Annotated in this window: 12 protein-coding genes; 5 read left to right on the plus strand and 7 right to left on the minus strand. The window is 45.0% G+C overall.

The window, feature by feature from the left end; genetic code table 11:
* Positions 1-5 precede the first annotated feature (5 nt).
* Positions 6-2,375 (minus strand): S41 family peptidase, encoded by a 2,370-nt coding sequence (locus tag N477_RS05750; RefSeq protein WP_063361932.1) that lies wholly within the window; start codon positions 2,373-2,375, stop codon positions 6-8.
* Positions 2,376-2,563: 188 nt separating this feature from the next.
* Between N477_RS05750 and N477_RS05755 the strand changes: the two genes are divergently transcribed.
* A complete protein-coding gene (locus N477_RS05755) occupies positions 2,564-3,055 on the plus strand; it encodes a DUF6653 family protein (protein WP_063361931.1) in 492 nt (163 codons plus the stop codon).
* On the opposite strand, the gene N477_RS05760 is transcribed toward N477_RS05755, so the two are convergent.
* A complete protein-coding gene (locus N477_RS05760) occupies positions 3,048-3,398 on the minus strand; it encodes a rhodanese-like domain-containing protein (RefSeq protein WP_063361930.1) in 351 nt (116 codons plus the stop codon). The two genes, N477_RS05755 and N477_RS05760, sit on opposite strands and share 8 nt — an antisense overlap.
* 83 nt (positions 3,399-3,481) lie before the next feature.
* On the opposite strand from N477_RS05760, the gene N477_RS05765 reads away from it, so the two are divergent.
* The 3 genes from N477_RS05765 to N477_RS05775 are packed head-to-tail and all read left to right on the plus strand — an operon-like array spanning position 3,482 to position 8,146.
* The gene (locus tag N477_RS05765; protein ID WP_063361929.1) at positions 3,482-3,811 is read left to right on the plus strand and encodes an ArsR/SmtB family transcription factor; all 330 of its coding nucleotides are present in this window, start codon (positions 3,482-3,484) and stop codon (positions 3,809-3,811) included.
* Entirely contained in the window at positions 3,811-7,104 is a 3,294-nt protein-coding gene (locus N477_RS05770) for an efflux RND transporter permease subunit (RefSeq protein ID WP_063361928.1), read from the plus strand. Before N477_RS05765 ends, N477_RS05770 begins: the two co-directional genes overlap by 1 nt.
* The gene (locus N477_RS05775) at positions 7,088-8,146 is read left to right on the plus strand and encodes an efflux RND transporter periplasmic adaptor subunit (protein WP_196760587.1); all 1,059 of its coding nucleotides are present in this window, start codon (positions 7,088-7,090) and stop codon (positions 8,144-8,146) included. The genes N477_RS05770 and N477_RS05775 overlap by 17 nt, the downstream gene beginning before the upstream one ends.
* A gap of 4 nt (positions 8,147-8,150) precedes the next feature.
* On the opposite strand, the gene N477_RS05780 is transcribed toward N477_RS05775, so the two are convergent.
* The gene (locus tag N477_RS05780) at positions 8,151-8,828 is read right to left on the minus strand and encodes a nitroreductase family protein (protein WP_063361927.1); all 678 of its coding nucleotides are present in this window, start codon (positions 8,826-8,828) and stop codon (positions 8,151-8,153) included.
* A 244-nt stretch (positions 8,829-9,072) separates the two neighbouring features.
* Between N477_RS05780 and N477_RS05785 the strand changes: the two genes are divergently transcribed.
* Positions 9,073-9,729, plus strand: coding sequence for a fumarylacetoacetate hydrolase family protein (locus N477_RS05785; protein WP_063361926.1), 657 nt, complete (start codon positions 9,073-9,075; stop codon positions 9,727-9,729).
* A 48-nt stretch (positions 9,730-9,777) separates the two neighbouring features.
* Here the strand turns inward: N477_RS05785 and N477_RS05790 are convergent, their stop codons facing one another.
* From N477_RS05790 to N477_RS05805, 4 genes are read right to left on the minus strand one after another with little or no spacing between them, the layout of a single operon-like run.
* The gene (locus N477_RS05790; RefSeq protein ID WP_063361925.1) at positions 9,778-11,034 is read right to left on the minus strand and encodes an MFS transporter; all 1,257 of its coding nucleotides are present in this window, start codon (positions 11,032-11,034) and stop codon (positions 9,778-9,780) included.
* The gene (locus N477_RS05795) at positions 11,031-15,137 is read right to left on the minus strand and encodes a non-ribosomal peptide synthetase (protein WP_063361924.1); all 4,107 of its coding nucleotides are present in this window, start codon (positions 15,135-15,137) and stop codon (positions 11,031-11,033) included. The genes N477_RS05790 and N477_RS05795 overlap by 4 nt, the downstream gene beginning before the upstream one ends.
* 3 nt (positions 15,138-15,140) lie before the next feature.
* Positions 15,141-21,422, minus strand: coding sequence for a non-ribosomal peptide synthetase (locus tag N477_RS05800; RefSeq protein ID WP_063361923.1), 6,282 nt, complete (start codon positions 21,420-21,422; stop codon positions 15,141-15,143).
* A gap of 2 nt (positions 21,423-21,424) precedes the next feature.
* Positions 21,425-26,410: a non-ribosomal peptide synthetase gene (locus tag N477_RS05805; RefSeq protein ID WP_063361922.1), complete on the minus strand. Its 4,986-nt coding sequence runs from the start codon at positions 26,408-26,410 to the stop codon at positions 21,425-21,427.
* Positions 26,411-26,428 lie beyond the last annotated feature (18 nt).

A 26,428-nucleotide genomic window follows, 5' to 3' on the forward strand; every position in this document is an offset into this window, starting at 1 on the left:
TCATGTTAGGGCTGCTGTTTTGGCAGTTGAAGAGTAAGTCTAAATAACAAGATTTCCAGTTGATTGTACACGGCTTTAACCTCGTCTGTTTTCGCGTAAGTATCTGTCAGTAAAACATAGCCAGTTTGATTAAAGGTATCAGTGAAGAGCAATGAAGTGGGGCCTGTACCATGACTAGGGTGATAAAACTTGCGATTATCACGATGCCAAAAATAATGAGGGTGGGGTGCATGCTCGTTGGATATTTCAGACGACTGTTTGCTCAATAAATTGCTGATATCATTTGCGGTAGATATGAGTTTGTGTTGTGCTTGATCTGATGCGCTATACCAGTGTGTACTGTGCATATTGAGTGGTTCAAAAACATAGTGCTGGGTTAACTGAGACAAGGGCGCTTGATGTGTTTGTGAAAAAAGTGAGCTGGCCAGTGTGAGACCTAAGCGAGAGTAAATCTCAGCATTGCTTTTATCAACCCCATAATGGCTCGAAAAGTTGCCTTTGTGATATAGCGCCCCTGCTTTATGTAAATATGCTTCTAGCAAAACGTCAGGGCTGTTAAACAAGTCAGGGCAGGGGCTTTGCGCGGGGTCTGTGATACAGGACAAGAGAGATTGATCATCAACAATACCGCTTTTGCCCGTTAACAGCTGCGCTGCTGTGATATGCTCAATGGGGCTGTCGAGCTCAAAAGGCAATATATGCGCCAAAGGCTGGTCGAGCTGTAACATGCCGTCAATGTTGGCATTGTGCATCGCATCTCCAATTAACACGCTGTCTAAACCAGTGACATCAAACGGACTGTTGGTATTGACGGTACGTTCGGGTTCTATTGAAAACCCTTGGCTATATATGGGCTTACCCTGTGCCATAACCGCAATGGCGATACTTGGGATGTTACCTTGTGTTTGAAGCGCCGTGACTTGACGCTCAAAGTCGTCGATATCCATTGTGGGGAAGGGTGTTTTATCGAGTTTATTCAGCACAAAGTCATAGGTTTCAAATCTGCGCATTTTGAGGTCATATTTACTGAATGCAGGGACAAGGTGATCTGGTGTGAAGCCTGAATGTTCAAACATGTCGCCTTGGGCATTGCGATACACTTCATTGGATAAACTGATTTGCCAGCCGTTTGGTAGGGTAAAACGCAGGGCATCAGACAGTGACCCTGCGGTTTCCTCACCGACTAAGGATACATGGGGGAGTTGATCCATGGCCATGGTGAATACCTCTGCGGCACTGACGGTTAACTGGCTAGTGAGTAGGTATACAGGTCGTGTGTAAGCAGTTTGCTTGGCTTTCAACTGTTGACGCACAGGAATACCGCGCCCCGCGGTGTTGATGGCTCGCTTGTTAAATGCCAACACATCTTGGTCAGAAAAGTAATTGGCAACGGCCAAGGCGATGGCATCATCTCCGCCAGTGTTATGGCGGATATCAATGATGATGGCGTCAGTATCTTGGAGGTCGGCCATAACGTTGTCCATCATAGCGCGCGCGGCCTTTAGGTTTTGAACTTCATCAGCATCATCGTGTGTGGCGTAGCTGTCTAGGTTGTTTAGAACCAGCACCCCAACATTACTTGCTGTCTTACCCCAAAGTGCAGTGGTATTGTCACTCTTTTGAGGGTGTGTCTGGATGCTTTCTGTTAAGAGGTATTGTTTACTCACTTGCTGTGATTGAATTTGATAATCTTCGAAGAGTGTATTTACGTCACCGGGCTTGCCTTGCAAGCGCTGTAAGGCCGCATCTTGCTGTATGGCGCTTAGGATAGGCGTTGGCTTGTGAGAAAAATACTCCTGTTGTGCAGAGGAGATGGTGACATGCATATCTTGCAGTGGCGCAACCATGTCTGAAAGCAGTGTAAAAAGTGCTTCATCAGTCATTGTATCAGTCACTTGGGCGCGGTATTGCTGATATTGTGCCTGCCAATCAAGGTCTTTGACTGAGAAAAACGCATAGTAGTCGTTAAAAGTATGCCAGAAGTAGTCAAAGACAGCATGAGGTGAAGCGCCCTTAGATAATTTTATGGGGGTTACACACTGACTTGGCAATGCATCACTGTGTGTATATTGGCTTGGGTACACATTTCCTTGACGTTGTATTCGCAATCGATTCGAGTCGAGTATGTCAACGGATGAAAACGCTGCGTTTGCTTCATGGTGTGGTTGCGCTGACACTTGAATGCAGCCATAGCTGTTGTACTGATAACTGAGGACGCGATTCATGGTGATATGAAGGGCTTGTCCGTAGCCTGTTTTTTGCCAACTTCCCGCGGAGCGCTGCAAATCAGTACGATGATCTTGATTATCCTGACAACCAGTGAGCATTAAACAGGTGGCCATTAAACAGGAGGTGTATTTCAAAGCCAGTATCATAATCAGCAATCCTTTGTATGTTGGTGTCTACATAAAGTGACATCGAGTCTACAAGTCAGTAATTGGATGTGCTGTAAGCTAGTTGACTAAAAACGTCAGTAAATGTGTAATCGAAGCTACATTTTTAAACAGTTCAGCGCTTTGTTTGCGGTTAGTCTGTTGAGCATGGTGTGTTTAAGGATAAATAGATGCGGTTTGAAAATTTGGCAGCGAAGTACTTTTCTATGAGTGAGGACGTGTGGCAAAGACACACAAATCCTTGGAGTGTTTGGACGCGCTATAGCTGTTTACCTATGTTGATTGCGTGTATTTGGTGGCGTGAGCTATTTGGAGTTTGGTTTTGGCCAATATTAGTTGCACTGGGTGTGTGGATTTGGATAAACCCTAGATGCTTTAAAAAGCCTGCCCATACAGACAGCTGGGCGTCACAAAGTGTGCTTGGAGAGCGCATCTTAATTTATCAGCGTGCGCAAGTACCCTTGCACCACTTCAAAACACTCGATGTGATTTCAGCGTTATTATTTGTATTTACCGCGATGTCTGTTGCCGGGCTGTTTTTTCATGAGCCGATCAGTACGTGCACCGGTACAGTTGGCCTCATCCTCGCAAAAACATGGTTTCTCGATCGCATGGTGTGGCTCTATCATGAGGTGCATGGTCGTGATGAGGCAATTAATTAACGAACATCGTACACAATTCGTCTGCGCGACACGTTACGACAGTCACCCGCTGATAACCTATACGTTTAAGTTGCTCGGCGGCAAATAAAGCGCGACTACCCGCCGCACAATGCAGATAGATGGCGCGATTTTGATCCGGCTCTAATGTAGGCAGTTTAAACTCGAGTAAACCTCTTGGGATATTGACTGCGCCCATGGGGGCGCCGGCTTGGTGCTCCGACACTTCCCGCACATCAATCAATAAACCGTGATCGGACTGTATTTCTTGTTTTGCTTGCATACCATCAATACACCTTTGTTGGTCTTTGAGGATGGTGAGTAGTGCTTGCACAGATTTGGTCATAATTGTGAGATCATTATATTAGCATTTACTAATATTAGATCTTTCTAATGTACTTGTCTATAATGCCGTCAAAGACAAGTGACATGGACATAACATTGAAAGCACAAGATATGGCGCAAAGTGCAGAGCACGCAGAGGCGCTACTTAAACTGATGGCAAATAAAAACCGTTTAATGATTTTATGTAGTTTGCTACAGCAAGAAATGAGTGTCAGTGAGTTAAATGCGCAGGTACCACTGGCACAGTCTGCATTGTCGCAGCATCTGGCTGGGCTTCGTAAAGCCAATGTGGTGGCAACGCGTCGTGATGGACAGACAATTTACTATCGGATCATTGATGATAAGGTCACGGCGATTTTGGCTCAGTTGTATCAACTATTTTGTCAGCCAGCTATCGATGAGGACGGCAGTTAATGTTTACACGCTTTATGAGACAACTGCTGCATAGTCGCATTCCTCTATTTATATTACTGATCAGTATCCTATTCGGGATACTGGCGCTGCATCAGACTGCACGTGAAGAAGAGCCGCAAATCGTGGTGCCAATTTTGGATATCCATGTTGAGGTGCCAAATTTTGCGGCCTCTGAAGTGGCACGTTTGGTGACCGAACCCCTTGAAAAAATACTCAGGCAAATCCCGGGTGTTGAGCATGTCTATTCGACCAGTGCATCTGGTAGTGTTGCTGTCACTCTGCGCTTTGAGGTCGGTCAGGACCGTGAGCGCGCTATCCTCAACACTTATACCAAATTATATGCCAATGAAGATACGATGCCGAGTGTGGTAAAGCACTGGCAAATAAAACCGGTTGAAGTGGATGATGTGGCGATACTGATGTTGGGCTTATACAGTGAAGACCCTGAACGCTATAGCGACTTCGAGTTAACGCGCATTGCGCAAGAAGTCTCGGCACAATTGCAGACCATTAATGACACCAGCGAAGTGTCGGTGCTATCGGGGCGTACACGGCAAATTCAGGTCGCACTCAACGCCAGTGCATTGGCTGCGTATCACACCACGCCACTGGATGTATTAAAGGCAATTGAATATGCCAACCAACTAGATACGGTGGGAGACTTTGTTGTTGGCGATAAGCTTTGGCAGTTGCAAGCTGGAGATGTGCTGCGTACGACCGAACAATTAAACCAATTGGTTGTGAATGTCGTTAATGGCAGACAGATTTATCTCTCGGATATTGCCACTTTGCATGATGGACCCAGTGAGCCACATCACTATCAGTGGATCACACTGGATGATAAGCGACGCAATTTACCTATGGTGACCTTGAGTGTTGCTAAGCAGCGCGGCAGCAATGCCGTTCAGGTCGCTGAGCAAAGTCTGGCCATGATGGAGAGACTGGAGTCTGAATTATTTCCAGCCGGTGTACGATATCAGGTATTGCGAAATTATGGGCAGACAGCGGATGAGAAGGTAAACAATCTCACTGCGAGTTTGGCTTTTGCGATTGTGACTGTGGTGGTATTTATTGGCCTCTTTTTAGGTTGGCGGCAGGCACTGATCATTGGCTTGGCTATTCCTGTGTGTTATGGGATCACACTCAGTTTGGGCTATCTATTTGGTTACACCATTAACCGGGTAACCTTGTTTGCATTGATCCTTGCCTTGGGGTTATTGGTGGATGACCCCATTACAGGGGTCGACAATATGACTCGTTTTTTACGTCGTCACACAGATAGGTTGAGCCCATCAAAACGTGCCAATACCATTGTGGATGCGATGCTTGAAGTAAAAGTACCGCTATTAACATCCACATTTACCATCATCGTGGCATTCATTCCATTGGCATTTATTACTGGCATGATGGGCCCTTATATGGCACCCATGGCGTTTAACATTCCAGTGGCGGTGATTGTATCGACCTTAGTGGCTTTGTTTGTCACGCCTTGGTTGGGCAGTAAACTACTGAGCAGCACGACAATCACAGAGACTGCGCAACATAATCAATGGTATAGACGGTGGCTGAGTTCGCTGCTTGCTAGCCCAATCAGAGCAAAATGGCTACTTTGGTCTGTACTTGGCTTATTTATTGTGAGTGTAAGCTTGCCATTGCTGCGGGCGGTGCCACTCAAACTCCTACCATTTGATAACAAAAATGAAGTGCAAGTGCTCATTGATATGCCACGAGGTACGAGTTTAGAGGCCACGGCAGCAATGACGCAGCGAGTACAAGAGGTTGTTTGGCAATTACAGGAAGTGACGGCAATGGCTGCCTATGTTGCTCGGCCATCCAGTGTTGATTTTAATGGCATGGTGCGCGGGTATTATCAACGCCATAGTAGTCACTTTTCAGAATTAAGAGTCTTATTAGTTGATAAACAGCACCGCGTTCATCAGTCTCATGCTGTGGTGCTGAGAATGCGAGAAGCATTGGCGCCACTGATAAAAAATGGCATTCGCATCAAAGTGGTTGAGGTGCCACCCGGGCCTCCTGTGATGTCGACATTAGTCGCTGAAGTGTATGCCAGTGACTTATTTACAGATAAGGCCACGCATGTGGCAGCCGCATATGCGCTCAAAGCACGACTTGAGCAAGAAGCACATGTGACTGAGGTCGATATGTCTTTGGTCCCTCAAGCGATGCGCCAACGCTTCATTTTGGATAAACGCAAAGCCGCTTTATCAGGTATTGTCACTCAGGATGTGAATCAGACATTGCAAATTGCCAGTGGTGGCTTCGTTGCCGGTGTGTTGCAAGTGCCCCATGAAGTCACCCCGCTTGATATTGAATTACAGTTGCCCTTTGCAGAGCGCAACCAATGGCCTGTGATCAATGCACTGCAGTTAAGAGGTACGCATACATTAGCAAAAATGACGGCAGGGAACGCACTTGAAAGTGCCACTTCACCTCTGGTGCCTTTGGGGGAGCTTGGACAGTGGCAGCAAAGTTCAGTGGAGCAGCCTATCTATCGCAAAGATCTCAAAGAGGTGATTTATGTGACGGCTGAGCTTAATGGAAGAACGCCGGCTGCGGTCATTGCAGATATTGTCAGTGATGAGGGTAAAACAACACAGCACATTCAGTGGCCTTGGCAGTCACGAACATTTTTATCCAGTGGCGCTGGGCTTGGTTGGCAGTTGCCAGCAGGGACAGAATACCGTTTCTCTGGTGAAGGAGAGTGGCGTATTACTGTGGATGTATTTCGCGATATGGGGATTGGCTTTGCCTTTGCACTGACGGCGATTTTCATCATTTTACGTTGGCAAACAGCATCGAGTGCACTGGCTGGCATCATTATGTCGGCTATTCCGTTGACCATGATAGGGATCATGCCGGGGTTTTGGCTATTAAATCAATTTGGTGAGCGCACCATAGCTGGCGCACCTGAGCCCGTGTTGTTCACCGCCACTGCCATGATTGGCATGATAGCGTTGGCAGGCATTGTGGTGCGAAATAGCCTTATTCTAGTCGAGTTTGTTAATCAGCAACGTGCACGTGGGGTGGCAATAAAAGAGGCTCTATATCAGGCTGGGGAAGTGCGCATGCGGCCAGTATTGCTTGCGGCTGGAACAACCATGTTAGGTAATTTAGTGATTATTTTAGACCCTGTATTTAGCGGTCTTGCACTGGCGATTATTTTTGGCACTTTGGCATCCACAGTATTGTCACTGTTTGTGGTGCCTGTGGTGTATTTTTTGGTGTTTAAAGACACACAATATGAGGAGGCGGACAATGCGCTTAATAACTAGACATTGGGGAGCGATGGGCGCATTCATTGCTTTAGGGGTTTTATTAGGTGCTTTTTCCGGGCTATTTAATCCACAAGTTGAGCCGCAACTTCGCACTAAGCCTGCTGTATACAGTGGCGAGCAATACCTTGTTACCACGGCAAAGGTGGCGCCTGAAGACTTTGTCAGCGCCAGTTTAGTTGCTAAAGAGAATACGCACGTATCTAGTCGTGTGTTGGCACAATTACACACGCTCGAGGTGCGAGCGGGTCAACTAGTGAAAAAGGGCCAATTGCTCGCGACTTTAGAAGATACCCAACTACGTGCTTCTATGGAGGAAATTCGCGCGCAAAGTCGGGCCAATGAAGCGCAATTATCTCAGGCACAAAAGCAGCTCTCTCGCAGCGAAACTTTGTTGAGTAAAGGACTCGTCGCTAATAATCAAATGGATGAATGGCAAAGTAAAGTTGATGAGCTCAAGGCACGCCGCGCTGCACTGACTGAGCAATTAAGTGGCGCACAAGCTGCGCTAAGTTATACGCGCTTGCATGCGCCATTATCTGGCGTGGTGGTGGAAAGACTGCAAGAGCCAGGTAGCATGCTTAGCCCTGGTGTGCCGATTGTTGAGATTTTTAACCCTGCGAGTTTGCAAGTCAGGGGGGCTGTGCGCTCTAGCTTAGCGGGGCAGCTCAAAGTGGGTGATACATTGCAGGTGGAATTGAAGGCGTTGAGTACAACCGTCATGGGCACTATCAGTGAAATTGTACCTGTAGCCGATAGTTTAGCCCGACAATTTGAAATCAAGCTAGATATTGTGCCACCAAAAGGCAGTAAGCCGGGCATGTATGCGCAGATAAGCTTGCCGTCCAAGCCTCTCAAGAGGGTGGTGATCCCACTGCAGTATGTAAAGCGCACTGGGCAGTTAACCATGGTGTATGTTGTTGAGCAGGGTATAAAACAGCGCAGACTGGTCCGCTTAGGTCAAGCATTGGGAGAGGATGTGGTGGTGGTCTCTGGGTTAGCAGCAGGGGAAGTACTGGCGATAGCCAGTACACCCTCTTAATCAGTTAAATAAATGATGCAATCTCATCCAATGGCTTTTTAACTAATGCATGCTCTGGTACCGTGGCATCCTCAGCTGGATAGCCTGCTATCAGCAGCATGTATGGCCGCTCATTGTCTTTATCTCGTTGGCAGATCTCTGTTAAAAAGCTCATCGGCTTCGGAGTATGAGTCAATGTTGCCAATCCTGCGTTGTGTAGTGATTGGATCAAAAATCCAGTCGCGATACCGACTGACTCATGTACGTAATAGTTGGTATTTTTATCCTCTGAATGGATCCCGCCTTTCTTTTGGGTAAAAATAGCAATGAGCCAAGGCGCATGCTCTAAATACGGCTTTTGGGCATCTGTACCTAAAGGCTTTAACGCATCCAACCATTCATCACCTGCACGGCCTTCATAAAAGGAGCGCTCAAGTTGCTCGGCAGCGTCCCTAATTTGCTTTTTCACATCACTGCTGTGGATCGCCACAAAGTGCCACGGCTGGTGGTTTGCGCCACTTGGCGCCAGTCCTGCGGTTTTGATACAGGTTTCGATAACTTCCTTGGGTACAGGGCGGTCACTGAAGCTACGAATGGTATGTCTACGTTGCATGAGCGAGAAGTTATCATCGGCGCGTTGCTGCATCTCTTGCGGCGAATATTCTATAAAGTCGGTGAGTGGGATATTGTCATGGGCTTTCATGGATGTGATTCCTAGTTACTTGCTGTGTGGTTTTTATAACTTGTGATTATAAAGGTTTCAACTTATCGCGCATTTTGATTAACATAAAGTTTCCATAACAGTGGCAAAATAAGTTTACTGTCGCGTGCAGTGAGGTGCGCAAAATAATATCTATGTATATTGAGTATAAGCATAAGCTGCTCAATGTTTGTCTTGAAGTTAGGTACAATTCTAGGCAGATCAGAGGATAGTAATGGAGAAAGTAATGTATCAGCATAAATGGGTATCGGGAGAGACAATATTATTTCCAGCCGGTAAAGCCGTCTGTATTGGCCGTAACTATGTGGCTCATGCGCAAGAGTTAAATAACCCCATACCCGAGTCTCCTTTATTGTTTATCAAACCTGCCAATGCATTTTGCGATTTTGCCCCAGCATTCACGATTAATGAACAACTTGGTGAGCACCACTATGAGGCGGAGTTGGTGTTGTTAGTCGGCGAGACGATAACCGCTAACACTCAAGAGCCGTTGTCTCATATTTGCGGTATTGGCCTTGGGCTCGATCTGACTTTACGTCATTTACAGTCTCAGCTTAAAGCGCAAGGACACCCTTGGGAGCGCGCAAAAGCATTTGATGGCAGCGCTTGTCTGTCTGCATTTATGCCTGTAGAAGGGTTAGAGTTGACGCCGCCTTTAGAGTTTAAGCTTTGGCAAAATGATCAGCTTAAACAGCATGGTGAAACAGATAAGATGATTTTTAAACTAGACCACCTACTTCAAGAGATATCTCGATACTTTACCTTGCAGCCAGGCGATATTGTGATGACAGGCACGCCACAGGGTGTTGGTAAGCTTGCTAAAGGGGATAGATTAAAACTGGAGTTAGGTGAAGCGCATCAATGGCAAGCAATTGTGGAGTAGATGGCCATGTCATGCCATCTACGTTAAGTGATATATAAGTGAATATATCTATGAAGGCATCGCTTGCAATTGCTGAGGTTCAGCGCGATTAAGTCGTTTGGTACAGCAAAGTATAATCGCGACCAAGGATAATACTGCCAGTGCTAGCCAGCTTGATAAGAGCGTTGTGTAGCTTAACATTAAAGCTGTTAACGCTGTGCCAAGCAATCCACCAAGACGTGTACTTAATGACGTGACCGATTCAATACTGGCTCTGACATCATCATGGCTTAGTTGATGTTGAAATTGCTGTTGTGCAGGTTGTGCAAGGCCCATACAAAAATAAAAAAAGATCAGTGCGGCAAGGAACATATGTATTGAGCTTGCCAAAGCGAGCAGCAGCACACATACAAGCTTTGCCATATGTGCCAGCGCCATCACTAGTCCTAGGCGCTGGTTTAACAGTCGGCATAATTGTGTACTTATCGCAGCTGCGAGCCCGTTTAAGGCAAAACTGGCAGCAAGCATGGCGGGAAATAACCATGCAATTGTGTCTACAGGCGCATGACTATAGTTTTCAACGAGCGCTGGCCAAAATTTCTCAATACTACTTGCCACAGGGATAGCAAAAATCAGGATGATCAATAGCCTTCTCATCTCGATTTGCTTACACGTTTTAAATATTGCTAAGCACTGAGACGCAAGCGAGTTTGTTGATTTGGCAGATGATGCCCTAGCTGTTTCTTTTACAACAAAATAAGTGCGAATAAATACCGTGATAAAAACGCATATGGAGCTTGTGAACAGGATTTGATATAAGCTTGTTAAAGACCAAACCTGTGCATCAGCAAACGCTAAGAATAACGCGGCACACAAGGCCGCACTTGCACCAATGAGATAACTTAAACCATACACCTTGGCAAACCCTTTATTGATGGGCGCATTTCCTTGCAGTCGTTGGTACTTTTCAACAAACCACGCATTGAGCGTGCCGCTTAAAGTTGCCTGACTCAGACCCCAAAAAAACATGGCTGCACAGATATGCCAGAGATGTTCGCTAAACAGCAAGATACTATTACACAATGCGCCGAAGAATAGAGAAAAGAGAAAGACTTTACGTCTTCCCAACATATCGGCAAGCATACCGCTTGGGACTTCGATTAGTATGATAGTGACAGCCATGACCATCATAGCCAATGCAATATCTTGTAAGGCAAAGCCTAAATTGAGCATATAAGGCGTAAATATTGGCATTGCTAACATACAGGCGAACATTGTCAGTCCCAAGTGTATACCGTATTGAGTTGCAAACTGCGATTGGGTCATAGGTTTGATACCTTTTGTATGTGTGCACGCTCCTTGAGCTTCTCATCGATAGTTGTCGCTATCAAGGCTAAATCAAGTGCATTGGTCATGATCTCATCATGCAGACTTTCAAGCGAAATAATCTCTACAGAACGTAAAATGTGGTCTAAACCATTACATGGAGGCTGAAAAGCCTCATGATAGAGTGTGGGTATATCAGTCACTTGATGGATTATGTCTAGCACAGTCAAGGGCACGGCTTGTTCACTGACATCATTAGCTGAGAAAAAGGTGGTGTCATGTTCGTAGGGCGGTGCCGTGGAGAAGTGCCGCGTCAATGTTAAGAAGGCATTTGCGATTGTGGAAGATTTAATGTCATCGCTCAGTGCAATTAATTGTTCCGCTTGCATTTGCTGTTTTGTCGTTAGCATTGGCAAGACAGGATCAATTAAGAAGCAATGAGCAACTTGATGTCCCATGTCGCGAAGGTAGTTTGCGACTTCTAAAGACATCATAGCCCCTTCGCAGAATCCACCGAGATAAAATGGCCCACTGGGTTGCTGAGTAAGAATACGCTCGGCATAATAAATCACCAAAGGTTGCATCGCAATGTGCTTTCCGGTGAACAGCTTTACATTTTCAACGACATGCAAAGAGCAAATATTGCTGAGTTCATTCCCAAGATGGGTGAAGCTATCTGCACCGGCTGCCGCAGGCAGCATATGGAGGATGTGAGCGTTATCAGAGTTCAGTATTAGGCTTGGGTTGAAATGAGGGTGTATTAGGGCATGTGCCAGTGCCTGCTCATCATTTAAATGAGCAAATTGCTGTATCGATAAGTTACGCACGACTTTAGCCAATGCTCTAATCGAGATGTTTTCCAACAGTATCTGAGGTGTAAGTTGCCAGCCTAACTTACGAGCTTGTCCACAAAAGCTCAAAAGACTAAGAGAGTCAGCGCCATAATTTGTGATGGCTTCTGTCACCGATATCTCCTGACAACTGAGGATCTGTTGCCATAGTGTGTGTATTTTTCGCTCCGTTTCCGTTGCTGGTAATTCAACTTCTTTGTGTGCATACGTCGGCTGAGGAAGTTTGCGTTTATCTAACTTGCCATTCAGCGTCACCGGCAGCGTTTCTAAAAACGTGATGGTGTGCGGTAGCATATAGTGCGCGACTTTATGACGCAGAGCACAGAGTATCCCTTCGTTAGCTTGCGATTTTTTCAGATTTTGTGATGCCGATACAATATAGGCATGTAGCAGTGTGCTGCCGTTTGTTTTTTGGGTGGTCACTGCGCAGTTATCAACGTCCTTGAGTGCATTGATATGTCGCTCAATTTCTTGAAGTTCGACTCTGAAACCACGGATTTTGACCTGCTCATCTGAACGGCCGAGATAACATAATGTATGGTTATCATTCCAGTACACAATATCACCGGTGCAATAACAATCTTGTTCGTTATCAAATAGCGCTTGGCGGACAAACTGCGCTTGAGTAAGCTCGGGTTTGCCTAAATATCCTTGAGCAACGCCTTCACCGTAAACCAATAGCTCCCCCGGGCAACCAAGAGGTAATAATTGCTTGTCTGCACCAACTACAGCGACAGAGCGGCCAGGGAGCGGTGTTCCAATTGGAATTGGAGAGTCGTTAGTATTCACGCGATGAAGTGTCGTGAATGTTGTGCACTCTGTAGGGCCGTAACCATTGAGAAAATATTGCGGCTTAAAATTTGAGGACAATAGCTTATGTACCAAGCTTTGTGTAAGCGCTTCCCCACCGACAAGTAAATATGTCAGGTGACGGAAAATAGATTCATCTTGGCTGAACAAGGTATCGAATAGCGTTCTTGTTAACCACAGTGTTGAAATCTTCAGTGTGTTAATGGTGTCTTTAAATTGGGCTGCAGAGTTTAAGATGTGTTGATATCCGATGTGCAGTTCTGCGCCGTTTAATAGCGCGCCCCAGATCTCAAAAGTCGCAGCATCAAAAGCGGGATTTGCCAATTGAATGAAGCGATCCTCGGCGCTGTAGGTGAGATGTTCGCTGCTGTGCGTTAAAGATACGCACCCCGCGTGTGTAACAGTGACGCCTTTTGGTTTCCCAGTTGTCCCTGACGTGTAGATTATGTTTGCAATGGCTGTGCTGTCGAGCCTTGGTGAATCAAGTTCTGTGCTGATATCTGAGAAGGACAATCGCGCATTGATTTTGAATGCCGAAATAGCGTGAGTGTCGAGTAGGCTTGATAGTGATTGCTCTGAGCTTTCATCGTACAGCAAGAAATCAGCTTGGCTGTCACTCAGTTGATAAGATTTCCTATCATTTGGGTCTTTGAGTGCCAAAGGGGTATAAGCCGCACCCAGCTTGAGTGTCGCAAGCATGGCAACAACCATAGCCATGTCACTTTCCATACAGATTGCAATGACCTCAGGGTGTTGAGTTTGTTGCCGGATGATATTGGCTAATTGATTTGCTTTATCATTGAGTTGCTTGTAGCTCAATGCGGAGGAGGCATTGCGCAGCGCTATTTTTTGTGGATAAGCGGTGACAATTTCATTAAACCGCGTGAGCATATTGGTGCTCGGCTCGCTGACGCAGGCGCTCGAACTCAGCGTGTGTAAATGGGAGATATCTTGCTCTGTGAGTAACGCAAGCGCGCTCAGTTTGCTATTTTGATTGTCTGTTATGTAGCACTGTAAAATACGTTTGAATAGACTTGCGATACGCTTGATATAGTGGTCGCTATACAGTGCTGTTGCATAGTTTAATTTAATACTTGAGCTAGTACCTAAATCGAGAAAAGCGGATAAATCAAACTTTGCTTGTTGTTGAGTTGACTGACTGGGCTCATCTATAGACCAGTGCTGATAGGTTGGCTCGGGTGAGAATTGAGTGAGCGTAAATATGCTTTGAAACACCGGGTGCATACTGGTGTCTAGTTGGATATCGAGTAAGGATTTTATCTCATCAAAGGGTAATGTTTGATGGGCTTTTGCTTGGATCACCTGATTATTCACCTCACTTATCCATTCAGACACGCTGAGTGTATGGGTAAGGGTAGGTTTAATTGGCAAGGTATTAACAAAATAGCCGATGATGCCTTGCTCAGCTTGGATATTACGATTTTCGCTTGGCATGCCGACAGCGAAGTTATTTTGCGCACTGAATAACGCTAAGGTGTGGTACCAAGCAGCAAGCCCGAGGGTATTTAAAGAGACTTGATGTTGCTGTGCCGTGCTCTGGATTCGTTCTGAAAAGCCACTTTCAAGAGGCAGCTCAAAGGAAGCACCTTGGTGTTTAAATACACTCGGTCTTGACTTGCATTGAGCCAACGTCAGTGGGGACAAACCTGCTAGTTGTTGAGCCCAATATTCACGGGCATGACGCTGAGCAATGAGTTGTTGTTCGGCGTAATGAAAGTGAGCGAAATCATTAAACTGTAGCGCTGGTGGCAGAGTGTGATCTAGATATAACTGTTCAAGGTCATTGAGAAAAATACTCAGCGACCACCCATCAAATGCGATGTGGTGCCATACTAAATAAACATAGATGTCACTTGCTGTGTGTATGAATGTGATGCGCAGCGGCCTGTGGTGAGTGAGATCAAACGGGGCGCAGAAGATGTCTTCACACAGCGCGTCTAATTCATCGTCTGTGCATTGAGCGTGTTCAAAACTGACAGGCTCTGTACAGCGTGTTTGATGTGGCTCCCCCTGCTCATTAAATGTAAATTTGCAATTGAGTGCACTGTGGCGATGTATGAGCTTTGTGAATGCTTCTTTTAGCTGTGCGACTTCACACTTAGATGTTAGTTTTAATAAGCAGGGAATATGATAGGCGCTCGAAGAATCTGACGAGGTATGCGTAAAATAGAGCTGCTTTTGTCCCGCAGTGAGTGGCGCGCTATGACTGTTAGTAGGCAGAATAGACAGCGCTTCAAAACGTTGCTTGTCAGTAATATGATGCTGTTTTAAGTAGCTTACGATGTCTGCTTTGTGCATACGTAAAGTAGCCACAGTATCGCTGTTTGAAATATCGTTTTGACTGGTAATTTTTAACTTATCGCCGTTGAGCCAAAGACAGATCCCTTGTTGCTTCAGGCTATAAATAATATCTATGATCATCTGTTAAATCTCCATTTCAAATTCATCATCAGAGATCTGACTCTGTTGCTGTCGTTCTGCTATTGCCTGTGCAAATGCTTTGAAGGTCGGGTGGGTCAGTAATAAAGACAGGGGTATATCCATATTCAGTTGCGTACTGTATTGACTCACGAGCTTTGCCGCGACGATGGACGACCCGCCTAGCGCAAAAAAGTGCTGATTGAGGTCAGTATTAGCGACGCCTAAATATTCTGACCAAAGTGGCGCCAGCGCTTTTTCAGTTTCAGTCTCAGGCGCTTGTATATCGGTATTGTGCTCAATGATAACGGTTGGCAGTTTACTGGTATCTAGCTTGCCATTAAGTGTTAAAGGTAGCGTCGCCATCGCAGTGACATGAGTTAGCTGCATGTAATGAGGCACTTGCGCATTAAACCAATGTTGGATGGATGAGGTGTCTGCGTGATCCGTAACAATATAGGCCACGAGTGAATTGGCGCCCGCATGCGTTTTAATCAAGTGTGCTGCGGCTTGCTTCACATCGGGATGTTTAAGTAACTTGCACTCAATTTCAGCAGGCTCTATGCGGTGACCGTCAATATCCCATTGCTGGTCGGCACGTGCGATAAACTCTAAGCCATTGTGTTTATCAAGCCTCACTAAATCGCCGGTACGATAAAGGTATGAGGTGATTTGTTGATGACCGTGAGCAAAGGCATGTTGGTCAAAATGCTTTGCTGTTTGTTGTGGGTTTTGCCAGTAGCCGAGTCCAATAGGTTGACCACCGACATATAGCTCTCCAATCGCACCTTTGGGCAATATATTTTTTTCTGCGTCAAGGATAAAGGTTTGGGTATTACTAATCGCATGTCCTATTTTTATGGGCTGGTTGCATATGACTTGGGCTTGTGTGACACATACACTGGTTTCGCTCAGTCCGTACTCATTCAAAAATGTCTCTGCGAGTTTTATATCAACAGGGTTCAACTTTGAGCCGCCGGTAAATAAGAGTTGCAATTGTATCTGCGCAATTTTATCTGCAAATTGATTGATTAAAACCGTAGGTAAAAATGCGACTTTAACTTGTCTTTCAACTAAAAATTGGCAAAGAGCCGTGGGGTCTTTGCGCATTGTTTCAGGCACTACCTCTAATTGCGCACCAGCTGCTAAAGCGGGGAAAATTTCGCAAATACTGGCATCAAAAACGTATTCAGCAAATTGACTGGCAATCACTTGTTCTGCGTTTTCAAGTTGGTGGCTATGTCGCATATGCTGACATAAATTGGCCAACCCACCATGATGCAACATCGCACCTTTTGGCTTACCTGTGGTGCCGGATGTGAATATAAGATAAGCGAGTTTGTCTTGTGGGTATGTTAGCGGTTCAAAATCATCGAGTGTGTGCTTTAGTAGAAGTTTATCAAGGTCGATGACCAATGATTGCCCTTTATACCAATCAGGTGCGGCATGTTCACACACAATAAGGTCTGTTTGTGCCAAGGTGAGGATTTCAAGATTGCGTGTCACAGGGTGGTTAGTAGATAGACTGACAAAAGGGATACCTGCTTTGAGGGCAGATAACATAATCACAGGAGCAACGGCACCTTTTTCAAAATAAAGTGCAATGTTAGACACGATTGATGGTGTGCAGGTGCTGAGTTGGTGAGCGATATGATCAGAAACTTTGTCTAACTGAGCATAGGTTATCTCTGTGTCCTGATACCTTAACGCTACTTTATCTGAATGGCTCTGAACTGCTGCACTAAATTGCGCCAAAAAGCTCGGTGGCGTAATGTCTGTATTGGGCATTAAAGACTTAAATTCGCGCTGTGAGATCATCGGTACATCACAGATCGGTTGCTCGGAATAGTCACACAGATTGTTAATGTATACAGTAAAAAAGTCTAAAAATTGTTGGCACCTATCTGATTCATAATACGACGCCATAAAGATAAATTGAGCCAGTAGTGTTGTGCCATCGTCTCTACAAATGAGGTTCCAATCGAATTTTGCTGGGGTGTACTCACCGCCGACCTGTGTACTTCGTTTTGCAACCTCAAAGTGCGGGCTTTGCTGCTCTGATATATTGAATTGATCTAGGCTAAAAAAAGTCTGAAACAATGGTGTCACGCCAGCGGCGCGCGTTGGCTCAACAGCATTGCTGAGCTTATCTAACGAGACCGACTCATGTGCTTTGGCTTCAATTAGATAACTTTGATTATTTTTGATATGAGTGCAAAAACTTTGACTGTCTTGCTTTTGCAAAATATGCGGCAGAGTATTTACAAAATAGCCGACGGCTTGCCTGCATTCACTCGGTCTGTTGTCACTGGGCGATCCTACGACAACATGTTCTCTCTGGCTCCAGAGGCAAAGAGAAAGCTGGTAGGCGGTTAATAAAACCGTGTAAAGAGAGGTGTTTTGCGCTTTAGCAAAAGCTCTTAGCTTGTGTGTGAGATCATCGGCAAAGGTAAAGTCGATAGACTCCCCGATGTGATCGTTAACTGCTTGACGGGGCGTGTCAGTTTCCCATGGCGCAAGTGATAGTCCTGCAAATCGTGTTTGCCAAAAATCGAGATCTTGCTCTGAGCGTTGGCTTTGCCACGCTGCATACTCTTTAAATTGGACTGGCGCTGGGGTATGCGATTGACCATTTAATATTGCATCCAGTGATTGTAACAAGACGCGTGTGGACCAACCATCAAATGCAATATGGTGGAAAACCATGTAAATAGCATAGTTTGAGGTTGTCGGTGAATTGATTAAAGCTATTCGCAAAGGTGCTTGATGAGTTAATTCAAAACGGCGTTGAGTGAATTGGCTGAGCTCATCTAACGATAGGTTCTCTAGGTGAATATCCTCTAGGGTGCGGTGATAGCACCATTGGCCTGTTGTATCTTGTTTATAGGTAGTGCGCAAAATAGGGTAGTGCGCGATAAAGTCTTGAATGGCATTGAGCAATGCTTGTTGCTTGTGCACCGTATCACATTCTAAGAAAAGAGGGATATGGTACGCAGCAGCATTTGGGCTTAGCTGTTCATTGACGAGCAAAGCTGTTTGTTGATGGGTTAAACCTTGCTCAACAAGCGGCGCGTTCACAACTGATATGGTGTCTTTAGCTAAGTCTTGATGACTTATTTTGGCGATAGTACGCGCTGCAAGAAATTGTTTTAATTCGATGACTATGCCGTGTTGGTGTTGCATTTTTGCCACTAAGCTCATCGCACTTACCGAGTTACCACCAAGCATGAAATAATCATCATCAATGCCTACTTGGGGTAAATTCAGTTCGGTTTGCCAGAGTTTACATAAGGCTTGCTCTAAGTGATTTCTCGGTGGACGATACTGTTCAGAAGAGCTTATTTCAATCGGCTCAAGAGCCGCGAGATTGACTTTGCCATTGGCGGTTAGCGGCAAGGCGGGCAGCCAAGAGATGGCGCTGGGGTGCATATATTCCGGTAAATATGTTTTGAGCGTTGAATTAATTGCTCTTACAGAAACCGTTTCTCCACAGAGGTAAGCGACCAGTGCATCGCCTTGAGCGGAATTTTGTACCTTGACGCATGCTTGATTAATTCCTGGGTGCATGAGTAATGCATTCTCAATTTCAGTCAACTCAATGCGCAAGCCTCGTAGCTTGACCTGTCTGTCATTGCGACCAAGGTATTGATAGTCTCCGTTTGCTAAACGCCTCGCAATGTCGCCAGTGCGATAATAGTGTGTGCCATTGAGCTCAATAAAGCGTGACCGATTTTGTGATTCCAGATTCAAGTAACCCCGTGATATACCGTGACCACTAATGAGTATTTCACCCGGGCAGTAATCGGGTAAGGCATTGAGCTGCTCATCGACGATGATAAATGCGCAGTGCTCTAGTGGTTTACCAATATTTGCAGGTGTTTGAACATTTGTTTTGGTTGCATATATTGAAGACGTCACCGTGGCTTCTGTAGGTCCGTATTCAATGAACAGTAGGGGTTTCCAAGTCTCTAGTAGTTGTCGATTACAGGCTTCTCCACCCGTAATAACACGTTTTAGCTGTGATTTTTGCGGTCGCGTTAGTGCGTTTAAAATTGCCGGTGAGGCGACCAAATGTGTTACGTCATCGCTCAGCAGCGCATTAATTTTTTCTGGCGAATTAACTTCTTGCTCTGTGGGCACAATAAAGGTGGCGCCATTTAACAAGGCTAAAAATAACGGTTCGACAAAGGCATCAAAATAATAAGGTGGCAGCGCACACACGTGCTCAGTGTTGTCAAATTGGTAATAGCTGGTTGTGCTTTCAATTAATGCAAGGACTTGTCTGTCTTCAACCAAAACGCCTTTGGGCGAGCCTGTACTGCCCGATGTATAAATGGCGTAGGCAAGTTGATCATGCTGACGCGTACCAAGCTCAATGTCAGGTGTGCGTGTTTCGCTCAATTCATCTATCGTGATGGCGGTATGGCTGAAGTTGAGCTCAGATAGACTTGTTTTAACTGAGATGCTGTGGAGTAATATTTTGGCGCCACAGTCATTGAGTATAAATTCATTGCGGTGACTGCCTTGGGTTGGATTAAGTGGCACATAATGCCCGCCAGCAGCCAATACCGCGAGCAGAGCAATGATCATCTCCGGACTGCGTTCATACATTAACGCGACAGTGGAGGATGCTTGCTGCTCCATGTGATGTTTCAAGTGCTTTGCAAGGTGTTCGACTTGACCTAGCAGCGATGAATAACTGATAGATTGCTGTTGGTAACGCAATGCGACGTCACTGCTATGGGTCAATGCGACATGTTTGAAATTTTGATATAACGAGCGATGCTGCGCTACCTCTTGGTGCATACACTCAAAAGAAGGCAATGCGTTTACATGACCTAAGTTTAAACTTCGCTCAGGGTTTTCAATTGCTTTGGCCAATGTGATTTGATATGTGTTGGCAAAGTGAACGATAAAGTCTAAATCAAACTTACTGGGATCATAGTTGAGTTGACCTTGTAATTCCTCTTGGCTATCGTCAAATGCCAGACGTAAATCACATTTGACGGGATTATAAAGCTCGTCATTATTGAATTCGTCGGCGCGTTTAAATGGCAAATTAAACTCGTCAACTAAATCACTGCCAAAACGCTGTAAGCTGAACATTAAGCTAGGCAATGCGCTGTTTGTAGCTCCATCAAGGTATTGTAATTGTTCATCAAATGGCAGGTGTTGATGCTGTTTAGCGGACTTGAGTGTATTTGCTGTTTGCTGGATTAACTCACTAAAATTAGCATGATTTGATGTATTTACTCTGAGTAACAATGTGTTGACCAAGCAGCCAATAATATCTTGTGTTTGAGGGTGATCTCGATTGTCTGTCGGTGCGCCAATGACAATATCGGATTCGCCGCTATATTGGGCGATTTGATATACAAATTGACTCAGCAAAATCACATAGGGGGTTGTATTAAATTGCTTGGCAAGTTGCTTGACGGCATTTGATTGAGTCCGACAAAGAGAGAAGTAGTGATTTTGTGCCTGACTACTGCCTACCTGTTGGTATTGCGTCGCTTGGATCTGTGTCGGATGAGCGCCTGAAAGCTGCTGCTGCCAGTACTGGTGAGCAGTTGCAAAATTTTGCTTTGATTGCCATCGTACATAATCAAAATAACTGGTTGTGGCTGGAGTTTGTATCGTGCACTGCCCAGCGAGTTCGTCAAAAAATACACGCATTGACCAAGCGTCGAAAACAATGTGATGCCATAAAAATAAGCAGTAAGTATCATTATTTAACTGATAAAAACACACTTTGAAAGGCGCTTCATGAGATAGTGTGAATGGCGTATGGATCGCTTCGTAAACCTGAGATTTGAGCTCTGCGGTTGAAGTAACGCGCCGTGAAGAGTAGCTAAGTGGGTTCAGCTGAGTTTGACAACTCAGGCCACGTGCATCCTCAATGATATAACTATTCAATAGTGGGTGTTTAGCGACAACTTGATCAACATTATTTGTGATGTCTTCTTTATTCACCCCCTCATTTAGCTTAACGAGGAGCGGTATATGGTATGCACATCGCTGTGAGTCTAGGTTATCTACAAACAGTAATCTTGCCTGTGTGTTTGATAGTTGCATAGGCTTGATGGCTGGCCATTTCAAGAATGCAGCCTCAGAGCGAATGTTATGGGCGCTGAGCAGCGCCAATATATCCGCTTTATGAGTTTTGAGTGTCGTGAGCAAGGTTGGCGCTACGTTATCCTCATATCCCAGTGCCAACGTATCTTGCTCGGACACCCACACGCGCAATTTTTGCGCGTGAAGATGGTTGATTAATTGATGCATATCCATTGCTACAGCTCCATTACTTGAGCAGAAGCTGAGCTCGGTTCGTCACTGTTTGAATCACAAATATCAATGAGATCCAATGTGTCTAAGTGCTGTGCCAAAGCCGCTACTGAAGGACTCGCGATAATCGCCGATAATGGAATAGCCAGTTGATGCCACTTTTGCGCGTTGCGAACAAGTTGCACGGCTAGGATAGAGTTCCCTCCTAATCGATAGAAATTATCGTGGATACCCACTTTTTCTAACCCTAATGTCTGTTGCCAAATCTCGCAAAGCAGAGCTTCCCGCTCATTTGTTGGCGCGACAAATTGTTTAGTCTGGTTGAGTGTGGGTAATGGCAGTGCCTTACTATCCAATTTACCATTCACAGTTAAAGGCATAGAGGTTTGCTGACAGATCGCATCAGGGACCATATAAGCTGGCAAATGTGTTTTAAGCTGGTTTAAAAAATCATTTTCATCGAAAAGGGCCTCAGGATGCATCACAACATACCCACTGAGTGCTGTTTGTTGCTGGCGCGTATAAGTGATCACCGCAGCTTCCTTCACACCTTCAATATTAAGCAAATGTGATTCGATCTCACCGAGCTCAATACGGTGGCCTCGTATTTTGATTTGATTGTCGAGTCGGCCTAAATATTCTAAGTGGCCATTTGGTAATAATCTGGCTTTATCACCCGTTTTGTAGGCTCTTACCATTTGGCCATTTAAAGAGAGCTCAAGGAATCGATCATGAGTCAACTCTCTTTGGTTGAGGTAACCTTTTGCAAGACCTGCACCGCTCACAAATAGCTCGCCTTGCGCACCCACTGGCACAGGTTGCAGCTGGCTATCCAAAATAAATACTTGCATATCATTTAATGGCTTACCAATATCAGCGATATGCGAATTCATCTTTGGCTCTAGCGGTAGAGAGGTTACGTGCACAGTGGTTTCTGTGATCCCGTACATATTGACTAATTGAATGTGCTCACCAAAGTGCTTCCACCATGGGGCCAAGCGTGAATAATTTAGTTGCTCTCCCCCGAATATGACCGTTCTTAAACGACTAAGTGTGGCATTTGATTCAATTGCGATGTCGCTAAAATTGTAAAACGCGCTCGGTGTTTGGTTAAGTACAGTAATACCAAACTGCTCACATTGTTTGACAAACCCAAAACTGTCGCGTGCCTGCGCATAGCTAGGGATAAATAACTGCCCGCCATGGCAAAGCGCTCCCCAAATTTCCCAGACACTGAAATCAAAAATAGTATCGTGATAAAGCACCCATGTATCTTGGTTACTGAATTGATATTGCTGCTGTGTTGCAGAAAGTAACCGTGTGACATTTTCATGAGTTTGTATAACCCCTTTGGGTTGACCTGTCGTCCCTGAGGTATAGATGATATATGCGTTGTCTTTTGGAGTCGGTTGAATGCTTGGTGCGCAGCATTGGGGGAACTCACCTTCTATATTAAATAGCGGCCAATCGAGTTGTTGTGTATCTGTCAGTGTGGCAATGCTTTCAGTATTACTCAGTACTATTTGTAATTTAGCATCAGATATAACAAATTCGTTTCTTGCTGCTGGTGCTCTGGTAGAGATCGGAACATAGGCTGCACCTGCTTTCAGTACGGCGAGCATCGCGATAACGGTATCTATAGAAGGAGTAAAATAGAGTCCAATATAGCTTTGTTGGCCAAATTGCTGCAATAAGTTGCCAGCTAGCTTATCTGCACGGTCATTTAACTCTTGATAGCTCATTTTTCTATCAGTGGTCAACAGTGCTGTTTGGTCTGGTTGTGCTGTAACTTGTGCTGTGAGCAGCGATAGCAGATCAGTTTTATGGTATTGCTCTGGTTGTTTGTTGGTCTGAGGCGGGCTTGTCAGCGTTAGCTGCTCAATGGGTAATTCGCCATCCGTCTTAATAAGTTGAGCAAGGATATGGTTAAAGTTTTCACTTAACGCATCAACAAACCAAGGGTCGTAACGGTTTAAGTCAAACTCCCATAGCATGGTAATTGAATCATCTTGGTCTTGTCCCATTCGAGTAATTACAACGATATTGAGCTCGAATTTTGATGACTGACTGCTGATGGCTTCGTAATATTGTATGTTATCCAAGCCGGGTAACGTCAGATCTGGTAGCGGTGAGTCATGGAAGCTGAAACAGATTTGGAATAGCGGATTGACCCCCTTAATACGCTCAGGATTGACATCGGCAACGACTTCTGTGAAAGGCAGAGTTTGATTTGCCAGCATATCATTACTTACCTCGAAGCAATGTTGTACGAGTGAGTTGACACTCATTTCTGCGCTTTGTTTTACGCGTGCAACCACGGTGCTCACTAGCATCCCTATGGTGTTTTCGACATTGGTGTAGCTGCGGTTCGCTACCCCTGAGCCGACACAAATATCTTGATCACCACTGAAGCGAGATAAGACGATATTCAGTGCAGCCAATGCGACAGAAAAAGGCGTGACTTGATTTTGTTGGCTGTAAGATTTCACGTCATTCCAAAGTGCTCGGGATAGCTTGACGCGATGTGCTCTGCCTCGTTCAGTGGGGGCATCTCCTAGACGAGATACAGGTAGATTAATACGTCCCGGTGCATCTTTTAACTGCTCTTTCCAAAACTGTCGTTGATGAGATGCTTGTTCTGAACTCAGCCAGTCATGTTGATAGGCTGCGTAATCGGCATATTGTGTAATTTCAGGCAAAGTGGCTTTGTCTGCACCATCTAAGCGTTGTTTGTAGCAACTGAATAGGTGGTTAATGAAGATATTAGATGACCATCCGTCATGCACTAGATGATGCTCGATATGGATTAAGACATATTTATCTTGATGCGTTTTAACAATGGCAAAACGTGCCAGTGGGAGCTGGTCTATCGCAAAAATATCATTCATATCTCCATTTACAAGCTTGTCGACATGTTCAAGTGCCACGGACTCTGAGTATTCACTAAAGTCGAAGTAGGGAACATCTTGTTTGTAATTTGGATCTATATACTGGATTGGTTCATGTAAATCATAGTAGGTGCGAAAAACAGCGTGATTATCCACAACATCTTGAATTGCCCCCTGCATGGCAGGCACATCTAATTCCCCAGTAAAGGTGGTGGTGCATTTTGCATGATATGCTTTATCACTCGGATCTGCTTTTGCTAGGAACCAAATAGCGCGTTGCTGCAAAGAGAGTGGGATCGCATGTTGGAGTTTTTCATGGCGCTTTGGCAAGGCGATGGTTTCGAATTTTTGCGATTGTAAAGCTTGCCATACTTGCCCTGCACTGCGATGACGGTAAATGAGCGCGGCGGGCACACTGATATTTAAATGTTGAAAGAGTTGGTTACTTAAGTTGATAACAGAGAGCGAGTCACCGCCTTGTTGAAAAAAGTCTTGCTCCCACTCTAATCCGGGCAAACAGAAAGACTGAAATTGCGCCAAAAACTGTTGCTGAGATGAGTCAAGATCGACATAGTTTGCAGGTTGCATCGTCGTCAGCTCAGAGCTTGAAAGAGCGTGAGCATCAACTTTGCCATTCTCTGTCATGGGGAGTGCATCTAGGTACTGATAGTGATCTGGTACCATATAGTCGGGCAGTGTACTGGTGACAAGATCATTGATGCGTTTAGTAAGGGGGTTATCAGGTGTTTCATGAGTTACGACAAAGGCAACTAAAAACTTTGTATTCGTATGCTTTACGACCTGACAGCTAACGAGTTTAACAGTGTCATGTTGTGCAATTACTTGCTCAATTTCCCCTAGCTCAATGCGAAATCCTCGCAGTTTAACCTGGTTGTCATTGCGGCCGATAAAGTGATAGTTCTTGCCATCGAAGCGGGCTAAATCACCAGATTTGTAGAGTTTTTCGAAATGAGGAGGATCTATGTCTGCTTGATAAAATGGGTTATCAATAAAGCGAGCTTGTGTTAAATCAGGTCGATTTAAATAGCCTTTGGCGATGCCTGCGCCACTAATATATAACTCGCCACTTTCTCCATCATCGACCGCATCGAGCTGATCATTGAGTAAATAAAGTCGTGTATGCACAAATGGCTTACCAATATTGAATTCAGAATGACTTTCTGAGTATTCATTGGCGCAAGTGCCCACTGTATATTCAGTCGGTCCGTAGCCATTAAAAATACGGGTGACTTTTGATATCTGCTTTAGCATATCAAGGTTAGGGGTCTCACCTGCTACGACTAATGTTTCTAATGTATGTAGATGTTTTAAATCCATTAATGCCAATAAAGCGGGGGGAATACTGGCAAACTGAATCGCGTTGTTGGCAAGAAGCTCTCCCAAAGCAGTCGCGTCATGACGTTGCTCTTCATTGGCAATGTAAACTGTCTGACCTAGCATCAGCTGAGTGATCAACTCGAATATACTGGCATCAAAGATATAGGATGCAAACAAGAGTGCACGTTCGATTTTATCAATACCAAAGCGGTTGATCTGCGCCTCAGCTAAATATAATAAATTCTGGTAGGGGATTTCGACCCCTTTAGGATTACCAGTTGTGCCTGAGGTATAAATGACATAAGCGATATCAGACATAGCAGAGTGTGGCGGGGTAAACGCTTGTGTACTCGCTGACTCAATTGATACTGTGGGATAATCGCTAAATACCCCTGAATTTTGAAATTTACTATGCGTCAAAATTAAAGCGGGTTGACTGTCTTCAATAATAAATTGGCAACGAGAGATTGGGGCTTCAGTCGAGATAGGGATATAACCTTTTCCTGATTGGATTGCAGCGAGAATACCGATTACCATATCAATACCCCGCTCAAGATATAGTGCCACATAAGGTGACTCAGATGGATTCTCTTGAGCATGTTGTTGAATATTAGCAGCAACTCTTTCAACTTGAATTTCAAGCTCTTGATAGCTTATTTGGTCTTCGCCAAAAATTAAGGCAACATTATTTGCGTATGCTGAGAAAGCATGTTTTAAAATAGCTTGAGGGTGCTCGCTGTTATGAATTGATATGTTTGCAGTCATTATGGTAATCCTTCAAAT

This window comes from Pseudoalteromonas luteoviolacea H33-S (assembly GCF_001625695.1).
In the GTDB taxonomy this organism is placed as follows: domain Bacteria; phylum Pseudomonadota; class Gammaproteobacteria; order Enterobacterales; family Alteromonadaceae; genus Pseudoalteromonas; species Pseudoalteromonas luteoviolacea_B.

Bases quoted from the DNA above. Each gene is read 5' to 3' on its own strand.
- N477_RS05760 (WP_063361930.1), bottom strand. From the start codon at position 3,398: ATGACCAAATCTGTGCAAGCACTACTCACCATCCTCAAAGACCAACAA.
- N477_RS05755 (WP_063361931.1), top strand. From the start codon at position 2,564: ATGCGGTTTGAAAATTTGGCAGCGAAGTACTTTTCTATGAGTGAGGAC.
- N477_RS05790 (WP_063361925.1), bottom strand. From the start codon at position 11,034: ATGACCCAATCGCAGTTTGCAACTCAATACGGTATACACTTGGGACTG.
- N477_RS05805 (WP_063361922.1), bottom strand. From the start codon at position 26,410: ATGACTGCAAACATATCAATTCATAACAGCGAGCACCCTCAAGCTATT.
- N477_RS05780 (WP_063361927.1), bottom strand. From the start codon at position 8,828: ATGAAAGCCCATGACAATATCCCACTCACCGACTTTATAGAATATTCG.
- N477_RS05775 (WP_196760587.1), top strand. From the start codon at position 7,088: ATGCGCTTAATAACTAGACATTGGGGAGCGATGGGCGCATTCATTGCT.
- N477_RS05770 (WP_063361928.1), top strand. From the start codon at position 3,811: ATGTTTACACGCTTTATGAGACAACTGCTGCATAGTCGCATTCCTCTA.
- N477_RS05795 (WP_063361924.1), bottom strand. From the start codon at position 15,137: ATGATCATAGATATTATTTATAGCCTGAAGCAACAAGGGATCTGTCTT.
- N477_RS05800 (WP_063361923.1), bottom strand. From the start codon at position 21,422: ATGGATATGCATCAATTAATCAACCATCTTCACGCGCAAAAATTGCGC.
- N477_RS05750 (WP_063361932.1), bottom strand. From the start codon at position 2,375: ATGATACTGGCTTTGAAATACACCTCCTGTTTAATGGCCACCTGTTTA.
- N477_RS05785 (WP_063361926.1), top strand. From the start codon at position 9,073: ATGTATCAGCATAAATGGGTATCGGGAGAGACAATATTATTTCCAGCC.
- N477_RS05765 (WP_063361929.1), top strand. From the start codon at position 3,482: ATGGACATAACATTGAAAGCACAAGATATGGCGCAAAGTGCAGAGCAC.